Consider the following 13,730-nt stretch of genomic DNA (forward strand, 5'->3'; position numbering starts at 1 on the left):
GATGACGGGGACGATCTTGCTGCTCATGATTTCCATCCTGGTCTCAAAGCCCGCCGTCATGGCGATCGGCAATTTCCGGCAGTCTCAAGGGTGTCCCGTAAAGAAACAGACAATCCGGGTGCTTGCCGCCCGCCGGGCCGCAACCATTCTCGCAGACAAGGTAAAGAGGAAGTTGCGGGCAGGTGCGATGCGGCCAACAAAAAACCCGCCGGAGGCGGGTTCGATGTTTCGCGTCTGAAAGCCGGCGATCAGACCGGCATCACGATACCCTGGAGGGTCGTCAGTTCCGCGAGGTAGCTTTCGATGCCGAACTTCTGGTCGTCCGACTTCGCATGTTCGAGCTCCTTGCGGGCAGCTTCGATGCGGCGCGTGATGTCTTCGTTGTTGAACTCGTCGACATGAACGGCCGATTCGGCCAGCAGCGTGCAACCGGTCGGGACGATATCGGCAAAGCCGCCGAAGACCACATAGCGGTCCTTCTTGCCATCCGCGGACTTCACGGTAACGACGCCAGGCTTGATCGTCGTCATGGTCGGCGCATGGTTGGCCATGACGGTCATCTCGCCCTCGGTCGCCGGAATGACGACTTCGCTGACGCTGCCGGAAACCAGCAGGCGCTCGGGAGAAACGAGTTCAAAGTTGAAACTGTCAGCCATGACCATTCACTTCTTCTGATTTCATACGGCCGGGGAAAGAGGGCGCCCGCTCGGGCGCCCGCCAATCAAATCAAGCGGCTTCGGCAGCCAGCTTCTTGGCCTTCTCGATGGCTTCTTCCATGGAGCCGACCATGTAGAAGGCCGCTTCCGGAAGGTGGTCGTACTCGCCGTTGACGAGGCCCTTGAAGCCCTTGATCGTGTCTTCGAGAGCGACGAGCTTGCCCGGCGAACCGGTGAAGACTTCGGCCACGAAGAACGGCTGGGACAGGAAGCGCTCGATCTTGCGGGCGCGGGCAACGGCCAGCTTGTCGTCTTCCGACAGTTCGTCCATGCCCAGGATGGCGATGATGTCCTGCAGGGACTTGTAGCGCTGCAGCGTACCCTGGACCTTACGGGCGACTTCGTAGTGCTCTTCGCCGACGATCATCGGGTCGAGCATGCGCGAGGTCGAGTCGAGCGGGTCAACGGCCGGGTAGATGCCCTTTTCGGCGATCGAACGCGACAGAACGGTCGTGGCGTCGAGGTGGGCGAACGAGGTTGCCGGCGCGGGGTCGGTCAAGTCGTCGGCGGGAACGTAGATGGCCTGAACCGAGGTGATCGAACCCTTGGTCGTCGTCGTGATGCGTTCCTGCATCGCGCCCATGTCCGTGGCCAGCGTCGGCTGATAGCCCACGGCCGACGGGATACGGCCGAGCAGAGCCGACACTTCGGAACCAGCCTGCGTGAAGCGGAAGATGTTGTCGACGAAGAACAGAACGTCCTGGCCCTTGTCGCGGAAGTCTTCGGCGATCGTCAGACCCGTCAGGGCGACGCGAGCGCGGGCGCCCGGCGGTTCGTTCATCTGACCGTAAACGAGAGCAGCCTTGGAGCCTTCGCCGCCGCCGTGCTTGTTCACGCCCGATTCGATCATTTCGTGGTAAAGGTCGTTGCCTTCGCGGGTACGCTCACCCACGCCGGCGAACACCGAATAACCACCGTGCGCCTTGGCGACGTTGTTGATCAGTTCCATGATGAGAACGGTCTTGCCGACGCCTGCACCGCCGAAGAGGCCGATCTTGCCGCCCTTTGCGTAAGGCGCGAGAAGGTCGACGACCTTGATGCCGGTGACGAGGATCTGCGCTTCCGTGGACTGCTCGACATAGGCCGGAGCGTCCTGGTGGATGGCGCGCCGGCCCTTGGTGACCAGCGGACCGGCTTCGTCGACGGGCTCGCCGATGACGTTCATGATGCGGCCGAGCGTTTCGTCGCCGACCGGAACGGAGATCGGGGCGCCCGTGTCGGCGACCGGCTGACCGCGGACGAGACCTTCGGTCGAGTCCATGGCGATCGTGCGGACGGTGTTTTCACCGAGGTGCTGAGCGACTTCGAGAACGAGGCGGTTGCCGTTGTTGTCGGTTTCCAGCGCGTTCAGGATGAGCGGCAGAGCGCCGTCGAAGGCGACGTCAACGACGGCGCCGATAACCTGGGTAACGCGACCGGTCGCGCCGGCTGCGACCGGAGCCGCCGCCTTGGTTGCAGCAGCGGTCTTCGCTGCCGGCTTGCGCGCAGCCGGCTTCTTTTCCGCTGCGGTTTCCTTCGGGGTAGCTGCCTTAGCCATGTCTCTTACCCTCTTTGTCCTGGTCCTTAGAGCGCTTCAGCGCCCGAGATGATTTCGATGAGTTCCTTGGTGATCTGAGCCTGGCGCTGACGGTTGTAGTTCAGCGTCAGCTTGTTGATCATTTCACCGGCATTGCGGGTCGCGTTGTCCATGGCGCTCATCTTGGCACCCATTTCGCCGGCGACGTTCTCGAGCAGCGCCCGGAAGATCTGCACGGAAATGTTGCGCGGGATGAGGTCGCCGAGGATCGCGCTGGCGTCCGGCTCGTAGTCGTAGATCGCCGTGGCGCCGGTCGTTTCGGCGACAGCCGCGGGAGCGGAGGCCGGAACGAGCTGCAGCGCGGTCGGGACCTGCGCGATGACCGACTTGAACTCGGAATAGAACAGCGTGCAGACGTCGAATTCGCCCTGCTCGAACAGGCCGATGACCTTGCGGCCGATCTGGTCGGCATTGGCAAAGCCGATGCGCTTGACTTCGCGCAGGTCGACACGGTCGATGATCAGCGAAGCGTATTCGCGACGCAGGATATCGAAGCCCTTCTTGCCCACGCAGATGATCTTGACCGTCTTGCCGCTCGCCAGAAGCTTGCGGGTGTGGTCACGCGCCAGACGCGCGATCTGCGAGTTGAAGCCGCCGCACAGACCGCGTTCGGCCGTGCAGACGACGAGCAGATGAACCTGGTCCTTGCCCGTGCCGGTCATCAGACGCGGCGCCGAATCGTCCTGGCCGACAGCCTGGGCGATGTTGGCGAGAACGGCGCTCATGCGCTGCGAATAGGGCCGGGCGGCCTCGGCCGCTTCCTGGGCACGCCGAAGCTTCGCCGCGGCGACCATCTTCATCGCCTTGGTGATCTTCTGCGTCGCCTTGACGGAGGCGATCCGGTTTTTCAGATCCTTAAGTGAAGGCATCCGTTTTCCGTCCTGTAACACGATCCCGGAGGGTCATGCGTCAAATCCAAAGTTCGGGGCGCCTGCGCGCCTGTCAGCGCGCAGGGCTTGAACCGTCAGCTCAGCCGAAGGTCTTGGCGAAGGCGTCCAGAGCAGCCTTGAGCTTGCCCTTGGTGTCGTCGCTGATGGCCTTGTCGGTGCGGATCTTGTCGAGGATGTCCTTGCCCTCGGAGCGCATGTAGCCGAGCAGGCCCTGCTCGAACTTGCCGACCTGTGCGACCGGAAGCTTGTCGAGGTAGCCGTTGACGCCAGCGAAGATCACGACGACCTGCTCTTCCGTCTTCAGCGGCGAGAACTGCGGCTGCTTCAGGAGTTCGGTCAGGCGTGCACCGCGGTTCAGCAGGCGCTGCGTTGCGGCGTCGAGGTCCGAGCCGAACTGGGCGAAGGCTGCCATTTCGCGATACTGGGCGAGTTCGCCCTTGATCGAGCCGGCGACCTGCTTCATCGCCTTGATCTGAGCGGACGAGCCCACGCGGGAAACCGACAGACCGACGTTAACGGCCGGACGGATACCCTGGTAGAACAGGTCCGTTTCAAGGAAGATCTGGCCGTCGGTGATCGAGATCACGTTGGTCGGGATGAACGCCGAAACGTCGTTACCCTGGGTTTCGATGACCGGCAGAGCCGTCAGCGAGCCAGCGCCCATGTCGTCGTTCAGCTTTGCAGCGCGCTCGAGGAGACGCGAATGCAGGTAGAAAACGTCGCCCGGGTAAGCTTCGCGGCCCGGCGGGCGGCGCAGCAGCAGCGACATCTGGCGGTAGGAAACGGCCTGCTTGGAAAGGTCGTCGTAGCCGATGAGGGCGTGCTTGCCGTTGTCACGGAAGTATTCGCCCATCGTGCAACCGGCGAACGGTGCGAGGTACTGCATCGGCGCCGGGTCGGAGGCGGTTGCAGCAACGATGATCGAGTACTGGAGAGCGCCGCGCTCTTCGAGAACCTTCACGAACTGGGCGACGGTCGAACGCTTCTGGCCGATAGCGACGTAGACGCAGTACAGCTTGTCGCCGTCCGGGCCGTTGTCGTGGATCGCCTTCTGGTTCAGGATCGTGTCCAGGATGATGGCGGTCTTGCCGGTCTGGCGGTCGCCGATGACGAGCTCGCGCTGGCCACGACCAACCGGGATGAGGGCGTCGATGGCCTTGAGGCCGGTCGACATCGGCTCATGAACCGACTTGCGCGGAATGATGCCCGGAGCCTTGACGTCAACGCGGGCGCGCTGCTTGGCATTGATCGGGCCCTTGCCGTCGATCGGGTTGCCGAGCGCGTCGACGACGCGGCCGAGCAGTTCCGGACCGACCGGAACGTCAACGATGGCGCCCGTACGCTTGACGGTGTCGCCTTCCTTGATGTCACGGTCCGAACCGAAGATAACGACACCGACGTTGTCGCTTTCCAGGTTCAGCGCCATGCCGCGGATGCCACCGGGGAACTCCACCATTTCACCGGCCTGGACATTGTCGAGGCCGTAAACGCGGGCGATGCCGTCACCGACGGAGAGCACCTGGCCGACTTCCGAGACTTCCGCCTCTTTGCCGAAGTTTTTGATCTGATCTTTGAGAATTGCGGAAATTTCCGCGGCGCGGATATCCATCAGCCGACCTCTTTCAGTGCAAGCTTAAGGGTAGAGAGTTTGGTGCGAAGGGAAGTGTCGATCTGGCGGGACCCGACCTTGACGATCAGACCACCGAGAATGGACGGGTCGACAGTGACGGCAACCGCCACGTCTTTGCCGGTGACGCCTTTCAGCGCCGCCTTCAATTCGTTTTCCTGCGCTGCGGTGAGCGCATGGGCCGAGGTAACGTCGGCCGTGATTTCGCCGCGGGCACGGGCCGCGATGACGCGGTAAGCCTGGATCATGCCGGGAACGGCGAAGAGGCGGCGATTTGACGCAACCACCTTGAGGAAGTTTGCCACGAGACCCGTGATGCCGGCCTTTGCCGCGATGGCCGCAATGGCCTTGGTCTGATCTTCGGCGGAGAAGACAGGGCTGACGATCAGCCGCTTCAGGTCATCGCTTTCGTTGATCAGCGCCTGGAAACGGGCGAGATCGGCACCGACACTGTCAGCCGAACCGGCTTCCTGAGCGAGGTCGAAAAGCGAAGACGCGTATCTTTCTGCAACACCGGAAACAAGCTGGGATGTGTCTGCCACGGGCACAAGCTTCTCTTCTTATCATCCAGAGCGCAGGGCTGTAGCAGCGCTACGGTCCTAACACACTGAAATCGTTGCGGTAATCTTCAGCTCCCACAGGCTTTCGCGCCCGCTTTTTCTGAATTTCGCGGTTCGTCTAGCATAGGAAACCGGGACTCGCAACACGCCCGACGCAGGAATGCGCCATAAGTCGGCCACAGTCGGAGCAAAAGTTGACTGGGCGGACTATGTTCTGGCGCTGATATGCGTCGAAAGCCGGATTTTCAGGTCAGAGAAAGCCGAAAGCGTAGCCGAGCGGCAGTGCGGCGAGCACCGCCTGCACGAGGAGCACGAGAAGGTTCTTCATCGAGAAGGACCCATCCGACATCAGCGAGAGAATGCGGCCGAACGCGGCGAGTGCAAAGCCGCCGCCGATCGCCATGTAGATCCAGCTCTGCGCCATCATCAGCGCCACGACGGCAAGGCCGGCATAAAAGCCACCGGTGGAGCGCACGAAGGCGAGGCCCTCGCGGCTGGCGTCCTTCGTCTCAAGGCCGGAGAGCTTCAGCGCGATACCGGGAGCGAACAGGGCGAACAGGCCGAAAAGCCCCGTCGCAATGGCTGCGCAGAAGGCCAGGAACTCGCCCGTTTCGGTGGGGATGTAGAATTCCATCTCGGCGTTTCTCCCGTGGATGCGCTGCGATTCTCTATTGCACAGGCGTCCGGACGGCAGAAGCCGGCCATCCGAATTCGCACAACTCTTTGTTAACCACGCCGCTCACAGGAAGCTCTGCGGATCGATATCGAGCTGCACCTGCAGCGATGCCCGCTCCTTCGGCCCGTTGGCCAGCATGGTGCGCAGGAAGGTCTGCATGTCGCTGCCCCGCCGCCCGTGCACCAGCAGGCGGAAGCGATGCCGCCCGCGCACCAGCGCCAGGGGGGCCTCCGCCGGACCGAGGATGGAGATGCCGTCGACATGGGGCGCGGCCTGCCGGAGGCCGCGCGCATGGGTTTCCGCCTCGCCGCGGCTGTCGGCCGACACGATGACGGAGGCAAGCCGGCCGAAGGGCGGCAGCAGCGCCTTTTCCCGTTCGCCGATTTCCCGGTCATAGAAGGCCTCCGCATCGCCGGAGACGATGGCCTGCATCACCGGATGCGTCGGCTGATAGGTCTGGATGAGGCCGTGGCTCTTGAGACCCGAACGCCCGGCCCGGCCCGTCACCTGCGAGAGAAGCTGGAAGGTCCGTTCGGCCGCGCGCGGATCGCCGTTGGAAAGACCGAGATCGGCATCCACGACGCCGACCAGCGACATCAGCGGGAAATTGTGCCCCTTGGCGACGAGCTGCGTGCCGATGACGATATCCGCCTCGCCGCGCGCGATGGCCTCCAGCTCCAGCCGCAGGCGCTTGACGCCCATGAGGTCGGAGGAAAGCACGATGGTCCGCGCTTCCGGGAAGTGTCGCTCCACCTCTTCCGCGATGCGCTCGACGCCCGGCCCGCAGGCCGCGAGGTGATCGAAGGTGCCGCATTCCGGGCAGGCCTCGGGCGTGCGCTCGGCATAGCCGCAATGATGGCACTGGATCTGGCCGCGGAAACGATGTTCGACCAGCCAGCTCGAACATTGCGGGCATTGGAAGCGGTGGCCGCAGACCCGGCAGAGCGTCAGCGGCGCATAGCCGCGCCGGTTGAGGAAGAGCAGTGCCTGCTGCTCCTTTTCGATGGTGCGGGCGATGCCGCGCAGCAGGATGGGCGAAAGGAAACCGCCCCGCGCCGGCGGATGCCGGCGCATGTCGACGAGATGCAGGTCCGGCAGGGCGGCATCGCCATAGCGCGTCGGCAGATGCAGTTTCCGGTAACGGCCGACATCGCTGTTGACCCGGCTTTCCACCGAAGGCGTCGCCGAGACGAGCACGGCCGGGAAGTCGCCGATCCGCGCCCGCACCACCGCCATGTCGCGCGCGTTGTAGAAGACGCGGTCTTCCTGCTTGTAGGCCGGGTCGTGCTCCTCATCGACGATGACGAGGCCGAGATTCTCGAAGGGGAGGAACAGCGCAGAACGCGCGCCAGCCACCACCCGCACGTCTCCCGTCGTCACCTGCCGCCAGACCTTTTCGCGGGTCCGTGGCGCAAGGTCCGAATGCCATTCGGCGGGCTTGGCGCCGAAGCGGTCGTGAAAGCGCTCCAGGAAGCTTGCGGTCAGCGCGATCTCCGGCAGCAGGATCAGCACCTGCCGCCCCTGCCGCAGCGTCTCGGCAATCGCCTCGAAATAGACTTCCGTCTTGCCCGAGCCGGTGATGCCGTCGATCAGCGAGACGGAAAAGACACCCTTGCGGACACTCTCGACCAGGTCCGCCGCGCTCTCCGTCTGCGGCCCTTCCAGCCGCGGCGCGACATAGTCGGGGTCGGGCATCGCCACGACGGGCGGCGGCGGCAGAAAGACGGTCTCGAAGCTTCCCTGCTTCACCAGCCCGTCGACCACGCTGGTCGAAGTGCCCGAGGCATGGGCAAGGCCGGAGCGGGTCCAGGGAATGCCGTCCTCGACCAGTTCCAGCACCCGTTCGCGGGCGCTCGTCAGCCGCTCCGGCCGGTGGCCGGTAAAGCGCAGGCCCTCGATCATCGGCTCGGGATCGAAGGCCGTCGGCGCGCGCAGCGCCATGCGGGCGACGAGGCCCGGCGGCGTCACGGTATAGGCCGAAACCCAGTCGAGGAAATCGCGCATCTCCCTGGAGAGCGGCGGGCAGTCGAAGACCTTTTCGATGGGCCGCAGCTTCTTCGGGTCGACCTTGCCGTCATCGCCGCCGTCCCAGACGACGCCCGGCACCAGACGCGGCCCGAGCGGCACCTGCACGATGGAGCCCGGTTCGACCGCCATGCCCTCGGGCACCGTATAGGAATAGGGCACAGGCGTCGGCACGGGCACCATCACTGGCACCGTACGCGGAAAGAGTTTCTCCCCGAAGAGGTTGGTCGAATCGCTGCTCATCGCCCGGCAAGATGCCCCCGCGACCGCGCGAAGAAAACCGCAAAGATCGCCGGCCCCGTCATTCGTCGTCATCCGCAATTTCGCCGGTCAGCCGCATGCCGTCGATCCAGGTCGCCCCGTCATTGCGCACGACGCGTTTGGCCCGGACGCCGCAGCGCATCTCCACCTCCCGCGCCAATCGTTCGGAATGGGTGACGATCCACAGCTGGCTCGATTGTGCGGCCCGCGCGATCATCGCGGCCAGCGGCGACAGCATGTCCGGATGCAGGCTCGCCTCCGGCTCGTTGAGCGCGATCAGCGGCGGCGTGCGATAGGAAAGCAGCGCGGCGGCGAGCGCCAGGAACCGGATCTGGCCGTCGGAAAGCTCGCGCGGCTGGAAGACGCGCTGCGGAAACTGCGGGAAGACAAGGCCGTAGGAAGCAAATTCCTCGGGTTCGGCAACGGAGAGCTTCGCTCCGCCGAAGGCATCCGCGACGGCGCGGTCGAGATCGACCGTGTCCTGCCGCGTCCAGGCCAGCGTGGCGAAGACCGCGGCCATATTCGCCCCGTCTTCGTCGAGCAGCGGCGCGGTGACGGCGAGGCAAGGCTGGCGCAGCGCCGAATCGCGATCCGAGCGGAAACCATGGAAGAAGCGCCATTGCGAGACCGCGCGGCGGAAGGTGCCGATCTCCGGATAGTGCCCGGCATCGCCGAGAAGCGCGACGGCGGTCTCAGAGGTCAGGGCCTGTTCGGGATGTTCCACCATGCGGCCCGCGTCGTTGCGCACCGTGATGCCTGGTCCTGCCCGTTTCATCACCGTCACCGGCCGCCGTCCGGTCTCGATGGAAAGCTCCTCGGCCTTCACCTGCGGCTCGAAGGCGAAGCCCGCGGCAGCCGGCGGACGCAGCCCGGCCTCGACCCTGTAGCGAAACGTGATCGCCCGGTCCTCGTCCATGAGTTCGGCTTCAAGTTTGATGCGCACCGGCTCGTTCGGCCGCCGCTTGCCCGTCCAGAGCGCCGACCCCATGCCCCCTTCCGCCGCGATCTCGTTGGCGAAGGTTCCGCGCACCGCCGCCTGAACCAGTTGCAGCGAGCGGTAGAGGTTCGATTTGCCGACCCCGTTCTCCCCCACGAACAGGTTCACGCGCCCGAGATCCATGCGGATCGCGCGCAGGGAACGATAGTTTTCGGCGGACATGGAACGCAGCAGCATGATGGACCCGGATCAGGAAGAAAGAACGTCTCTATACAGGTCACCGTGTCTAGAGGAAGGCGACGCCGCTTGCCCAGCCCTCCGGCGGAACGTTAGCAAATCCCTAACGCAATTCGCCGATCCTGCCGCAAACGCTGAGTGCGAACGCCAAGAGCAGGACATGACCGAACTTCTCATCATCGCCGATCCGGCGCTCATGGCCGAACGGCAGGGCTGGCTTGCCGCACTGGCCGACGAGCGCCGCCTTTCCGACAACACGCTGGAAGCCTACGAGCGTGACACGCGCCAGTTCCTCGCCTTCCTCACCGGGCACCTCGCCGCCCCCGCCCGCCTCAAGGACATCGGCGCCCTGCGCCCCGCGGACCTGCGCGGCTTCCTCGCCGCCCGCCGCCGCGATGGCGCGGGCGCGCGCACGCTCGGCCGGGGTCTCGCGGGCCTGCGCTCGTTCCTGCGCCATCTGGAGCGCAAGGGCCTTGCCAATGCGGCGGGCGCCGCCGCCGTCCGTTCGCCGAAGCAGCCGAAGTCGCTGCCCAAACCCCTTTCCGACCGCCAGGCCATCGCCGTGGTCGATGCCAGCGAGCAGCTGGCCGACGAGCCGTGGATCCGCACGCGCAACGCCGCCGTGCTCGCCCTTCTCTACGGCTGCGGCCTGCGCATTTCCGAGGCGCTGTCGCTGACCCCGGCGGATTTCGCCGGCAGCCCCACGTCGCTGCGCATCACCGGCAAGGGCGACAAGACCCGCATCGTGCCGCTGATCGCGCCTGCCCGCGCAGGTGTGGAAGATTACATCAAGCTCTGCCCCATCCCGCTTGCCGACGACAAACCGCTCTTCCGCGGCGTGCGCGGCGGCCCCTTGCAGCCGGCCATCATCCAGCGCGAGATGCAGCGGTTGCGCGGCGCGCTCGGCCTGCCGGACAGTGCGACGCCCCATGCGCTGCGCCATTCCTTCGCGACTCATCTGCTCGCCGGCGGCGGGGACCTGCGCACCATTCAGGAACTGCTCGGCCATGCCAGCCTGTCCACGACCCAGGTCTATACCGGCGTCGATTCGGCCCGATTGCTCGAAATCTACGACCGCGCGCATCCCCGCGCGTGATCCGTTAAGGGATTGTGAGGATGAGACGACTAGGGTCCGCCCCACATGCAGGGAGTTCGACCATGACAGTCCTTCTTCACAAAAGCCGGCTGATGCTCGCCGACCGCCTGGCCGATACGGGCCTGTGGGCACTGGCCGCGATCAACGTGCTCGTCGCGCTCGCCTTTCTTTTCGTGCTGGCGACGCTTTCCCCGGCGAAGGCTGAGGAACCGGCGGCCTGCGGCGGGGAAAACCTGCTGGCAAAATACGAGAAGGATGACCCAGCCGCCTTCGCAAGGCTGCGCGCCGAGGCCGATGCCGTGCCGAACGGCAAGGGTATCCTCTGGAAGATCGAGAAGGATGGCAAGCCGGCGTCCTGGCTGCTCGGCACCATGCACGTGACCGACCCGCGCGTGCTCGCCATGCCCGAGGCCGCGCGCACCGCTTATTCCGCCGCCGGCACGGTCATCGTCGAATCCGACGAGATCGCCGACGAGAAGAAGGCCGGCGCGGCGATCATGGCGCGTCCGGACCTCACCATGTTCACCGATGGCAAATCCATCACCGATTTCCTCGACAAGGACGATGCGGAGAGATTGGCCGAAGGTCTGAAGAGCCGCGGTCTGTCGCTGGCGGCCGTCGGCCGCATGAAACCGTGGATGATCGCGAGTTTCGTCGCGCTGCCCGCCTGCGAGATCACGCGCAAGGCATCCGGCGCCGCCTTCCTCGACCAGCGCCTGGCCAGGGACGCGCTGACGGAGGGCAAGACCCTGAAAGGCCTGGAAACCCTGATCGAACAGATTTCGGCGCTCGATTCCCTGCCCCTCGAACCGCAGATCCAGGGCCTCGTGCAGACGGTTGAGCTCGGCGATACCCTGGAAGACGTCATCGAAACGATGAGCCAGCTCTATCTTGCCGGCGATACCGGCATGATCATGCCCATGATGCGCGCCGCCAGCCCGGAGACCGACGAGGACGCCGAGGCCTATGCCGAATTCGAGCAGCGCATCATCGTCGACCGCAACCACGTCATGGCGACGCGCGCCGCGCCGATCCTTTCGGGCGGCAACGTCTTCATGGCCGTCGGCGCCCTGCACCTGCCGGGGCCGGAGGGCGTCGTCGAACTGCTGCGCAAAGAGGGCTTTGCCGTTACCGCCGTGAAGTGAGAAGCCGCCGGCCGATGCCCGACAGCATCCGTCGCACGATCAGCTTGTGAAACGGCATGACGACGGCAAGATAGAGCCGCCCCAGCAGATTGTTGCGATGGACGAGCGTCATGACGCTGAGGGTCTGCCCGCTCGGCCGGTCCTGCCGCACGTCGATGACGATGCGGAAATCGAGATGCCGGTCGTCGAAGCCGAGCACCACCCGGTCGTCGCTGGCACTGACCACGGGAAAGCCGCCGATCTCCGCCTCCGACGTCCTTACCTCCTCCGCCGCGCCCTTGAGACCGAACGGCGCGACAAGGGCGTTGCGCAACACCATCAGTTTGCGGACCCAGCCCGGCGGATGCTCCAGCGCCAGCCGCGCCGCCTCGCGCGCCGTCAGGTTTTCGACAGGCAGGCCGAGCGTGAAGCGGTCCGCCCAATCGGCGGCGGGCAGGATGGGATGGGGAAGTGAGACGGGTCTCGACACGGGCGACATGAAGGCCTCCTTGGCGGTCTTCATGCTGCCCCTGTTCGCGCAATGAAAACAGGCGGCTGGTTGTCGCAGCCGCCCGACCGGATCACATGTGGATCGGCTTGGCGAAGGTAGCCAGCGCGGCTTCCTTGACCGCTTCCGACATGGTCGGATGCGCGTGGCAGGTGCGGCCGAGGTCTTCGGAGGAGCCGCCGAATTCCATCAGCACGGCGGCCTCGTGGATCATCTCGCCGGCACCGAAGCCGACGATGTGCACGCCGAGAACGCGGTCCGTCTCCTTGTCGGCGAGAACTTTCACGAAACCGTCGGTCGCGAGCATGGCGCGGGCGCGGCCGTTGGCGGTGAAGGGGAACTTGCCGACCTTGTAGGCGATGCCCGCGGCCTTCAGTTCCTCTTCCGTCTTGCCGACGGAGGCGACTTCCGGCTGGGTGTAGACGACGCCCGGGATGACGTCGTAGTTCACGTGACCGGCCTGGCCGGCGAGGATTTCGGCAACGGCGACGCCTTCGTCTTCCGCCTTGTGAGCGAGCATCGGGCCGCGGACCACGTCACCGATGGCGTAGATACCGGCAACGTTGGTCTGGAAGTGCTTGTCGATCTCGACGCGGCCACGGTTGTCGAGCGCGACGCCGGCCTCCGTGAGGCCGAGGCCCTCGGTGTAGGGCTTGCGGCCGGTGGCGATCAGCACGATGTCGGCATCGATGGTGGTGGCGTCACCGCCCTTGACCGGCTCGAAGGTCACCTTGGCGCCCGAACCTGCCTTTTCGACACCCGTCACCTTGGCGCCGAGCTTGAAGTCCATGCCCTGCTTGGCGAGCATGCGCTGAAACTGCTTGGAGACCTCGCCGTCCATGCCGCCGAGGATGGCGTCGAGATATTCGACGACCGTGACCTTCGCGCCGAGGCGGGCCCAGACCGAGCCGAGTTCGAGGCCGATGACGCCGCCGCCGACGACGACGAGATGGCCCGGCACCTTGTCGAGTGCAATGCCACCCGTGGAGGAGACGATGACCTTTTCGTCGATCTCGACCGGAACGCCGGGAATGCCGGCGACGTCGGAGCCCGTGGCGATCACGATGTTCTTCGTTTCGAGGACCTGCTCCTCGCCCTTGTCACCGATGACGGCGACCTTGCCGGCGCCGAACACCTTGCCGGTGCCCTGGATGCCGTCGATCTTGTTCTTCTTGAACAGGAAGGCCACGCCGTCGACGTTCGACTTCACCGTCGCATCCTTGTGCGCCATCATCTTGGCAAGGTTCAGCGTCGGCTTCACGCCCTCGATGCCGAGCGCGTCCATGCCGTGGGCGGCGTGGCTGTAGGTCTCGGAGGCATGCAGCAGCGCCTTGGAGGGGATGCAGCCGACATTGAGGCAGGTGCCGCCATAGGTGGCGCGCTTTTCGACGACCGCGACCTTCAGGCCGAGCTGGGCCGCCTTGATGGCGCAGACATAGCCGCCGGGGCCGGAACCTATAACGATGAGATCATATGCCATGACAAGTCCTTCCTGCG

The 13,730-nt window shown here is 65.1% G+C and carries 13 protein-coding genes; 3 read left to right on the top strand and 10 right to left on the bottom strand.

The window, feature by feature from the left end; all coding sequences use genetic code 11:
- Window positions 1-238, top strand: a 238-nt coding sequence (locus V8U06_RS14785) for a hypothetical protein (protein WP_427141304.1), incomplete at its 5' end; no start/stop codon positions are given.
- A 10-nt stretch (window positions 239-248) separates the two neighbouring features.
- On the opposite strand, the gene V8U06_RS14790 is transcribed toward V8U06_RS14785, so the two are convergent.
- The 8 genes from V8U06_RS14790 to V8U06_RS14825 form a co-directional block, all read right to left on the bottom strand.
- The gene (locus V8U06_RS14790; RefSeq protein WP_226917536.1) at window positions 249-656 is read right to left on the bottom strand and encodes a F0F1 ATP synthase subunit epsilon; all 408 of its coding nucleotides are present in this window, start codon (window positions 654-656) and stop codon (window positions 249-251) included.
- 70 nt (window positions 657-726) lie between these two features.
- On the bottom strand, window positions 727-2,253 hold the full coding sequence (gene atpD, locus V8U06_RS14795; protein WP_427141305.1) for a F0F1 ATP synthase subunit beta: 1,527 nt from the start codon (window positions 2,251-2,253) through the stop codon (window positions 727-729).
- 26 nt (window positions 2,254-2,279) lie between these two features.
- A complete protein-coding gene (locus V8U06_RS14800; RefSeq protein ID WP_226917534.1) occupies window positions 2,280-3,161 on the bottom strand; it encodes a F0F1 ATP synthase subunit gamma in 882 nt (293 codons plus the stop codon).
- A gap of 100 nt (window positions 3,162-3,261) precedes the next feature.
- Entirely contained in the window at window positions 3,262-4,791 is a 1,530-nt protein-coding gene (atpA, locus tag V8U06_RS14805; protein ID WP_427141306.1) for a F0F1 ATP synthase subunit alpha, read from the bottom strand.
- Window positions 4,791-5,357: a F0F1 ATP synthase subunit delta gene (locus V8U06_RS14810; protein WP_427141307.1), complete on the bottom strand. Its 567-nt coding sequence runs from the start codon at window positions 5,355-5,357 to the stop codon at window positions 4,791-4,793. Before V8U06_RS14810 ends, atpA begins: the two co-directional genes overlap by 1 nt.
- Window positions 5,358-5,619: 262 nt before the next feature.
- Entirely contained in the window at window positions 5,620-6,003 is a 384-nt protein-coding gene (locus V8U06_RS14815) for a DUF4345 domain-containing protein (protein ID WP_427141308.1), read from the bottom strand.
- 105 nt (window positions 6,004-6,108) lie between these two features.
- Window positions 6,109-8,313, bottom strand: coding sequence for a primosomal protein N' (locus V8U06_RS14820; RefSeq protein WP_427141309.1), 2,205 nt, complete (start codon window positions 8,311-8,313; stop codon window positions 6,109-6,111).
- Between the two features lie 58 nt (window positions 8,314-8,371).
- A complete protein-coding gene (locus tag V8U06_RS14825) occupies window positions 8,372-9,505 on the bottom strand; it encodes an AAA family ATPase (RefSeq protein WP_427141310.1) in 1,134 nt (377 codons plus the stop codon).
- A gap of 160 nt (window positions 9,506-9,665) precedes the next feature.
- On the opposite strand from V8U06_RS14825, the gene V8U06_RS14830 reads away from it, so the two are divergent.
- Entirely contained in the window at window positions 9,666-10,601 is a 936-nt protein-coding gene (locus tag V8U06_RS14830) for a tyrosine recombinase XerC (RefSeq protein ID WP_427141311.1), read from the top strand.
- 62 nt (window positions 10,602-10,663) lie between these two features.
- Window positions 10,664-11,746 (top strand): TraB/GumN family protein, encoded by a 1,083-nt coding sequence (locus tag V8U06_RS14835; RefSeq protein ID WP_427141312.1) that lies wholly within the window; start codon window positions 10,664-10,666, stop codon window positions 11,744-11,746.
- Here V8U06_RS14835 and V8U06_RS14840 read toward each other — a convergent pair.
- Window positions 11,730-12,248, bottom strand: a complete 519-nt coding sequence (locus tag V8U06_RS14840) for a DUF2867 domain-containing protein (protein ID WP_427141313.1) — start codon at window positions 12,246-12,248, stop codon at window positions 11,730-11,732. The genes V8U06_RS14835 and V8U06_RS14840 overlap by 17 nt on opposite strands.
- 58 nt (window positions 12,249-12,306) lie before the next feature.
- Window positions 12,307-13,713 carry a dihydrolipoyl dehydrogenase gene (lpdA, locus tag V8U06_RS14845; protein ID WP_427141314.1) on the bottom strand — a complete coding sequence of 469 codons (1,407 nt, stop codon included), beginning with the start codon at window positions 13,711-13,713 and terminating at the stop codon, window positions 12,307-12,309.
- Between the last annotated feature and the right edge of the window lie 17 nt (window positions 13,714-13,730).

It is taken from the genome of Shinella sp. G-2 (assembly GCF_050172695.1).
Classification (GTDB): domain Bacteria; phylum Pseudomonadota; class Alphaproteobacteria; order Rhizobiales; family Rhizobiaceae; genus Shinella.

What these genes read in the sequence shown, in the direction of transcription:
- V8U06_RS14790 (WP_226917536.1), bottom strand. Translation starts at nt 656, where the DNA reads ATGGCTGACAGTTTCAACTTTGAACTCGTTTCTCCCGAGCGCCTGCTG.
- lpdA (WP_427141314.1), bottom strand. Translation starts at nt 13,713, where the DNA reads ATGGCATATGATCTCATCGTTATAGGTTCCGGCCCCGGCGGCTATGTC.
- V8U06_RS14800 (WP_226917534.1), bottom strand. Translation starts at nt 3,161, where the DNA reads ATGCCTTCACTTAAGGATCTGAAAAACCGGATCGCCTCCGTCAAGGCG.
- V8U06_RS14835 (WP_427141312.1), top strand. Translation starts at nt 10,664, where the DNA reads ATGACAGTCCTTCTTCACAAAAGCCGGCTGATGCTCGCCGACCGCCTG.
- atpD (WP_427141305.1), bottom strand. Translation starts at nt 2,253, where the DNA reads ATGGCTAAGGCAGCTACCCCGAAGGAAACCGCAGCGGAAAAGAAGCCG.
- V8U06_RS14830 (WP_427141311.1), top strand. Translation starts at nt 9,666, where the DNA reads ATGACCGAACTTCTCATCATCGCCGATCCGGCGCTCATGGCCGAACGG.
- V8U06_RS14815 (WP_427141308.1), bottom strand. Translation starts at nt 6,003, where the DNA reads ATGGAATTCTACATCCCCACCGAAACGGGCGAGTTCCTGGCCTTCTGC.
- V8U06_RS14825 (WP_427141310.1), bottom strand. Translation starts at nt 9,505, where the DNA reads ATGCTGCTGCGTTCCATGTCCGCCGAAAACTATCGTTCCCTGCGCGCG.
- atpA (WP_427141306.1), bottom strand. Translation starts at nt 4,791, where the DNA reads ATGGATATCCGCGCCGCGGAAATTTCCGCAATTCTCAAAGATCAGATC.
- V8U06_RS14820 (WP_427141309.1), bottom strand. Translation starts at nt 8,313, where the DNA reads ATGAGCAGCGATTCGACCAACCTCTTCGGGGAGAAACTCTTTCCGCGT.
- V8U06_RS14840 (WP_427141313.1), bottom strand. Translation starts at nt 12,248, where the DNA reads ATGAAGACCGCCAAGGAGGCCTTCATGTCGCCCGTGTCGAGACCCGTC.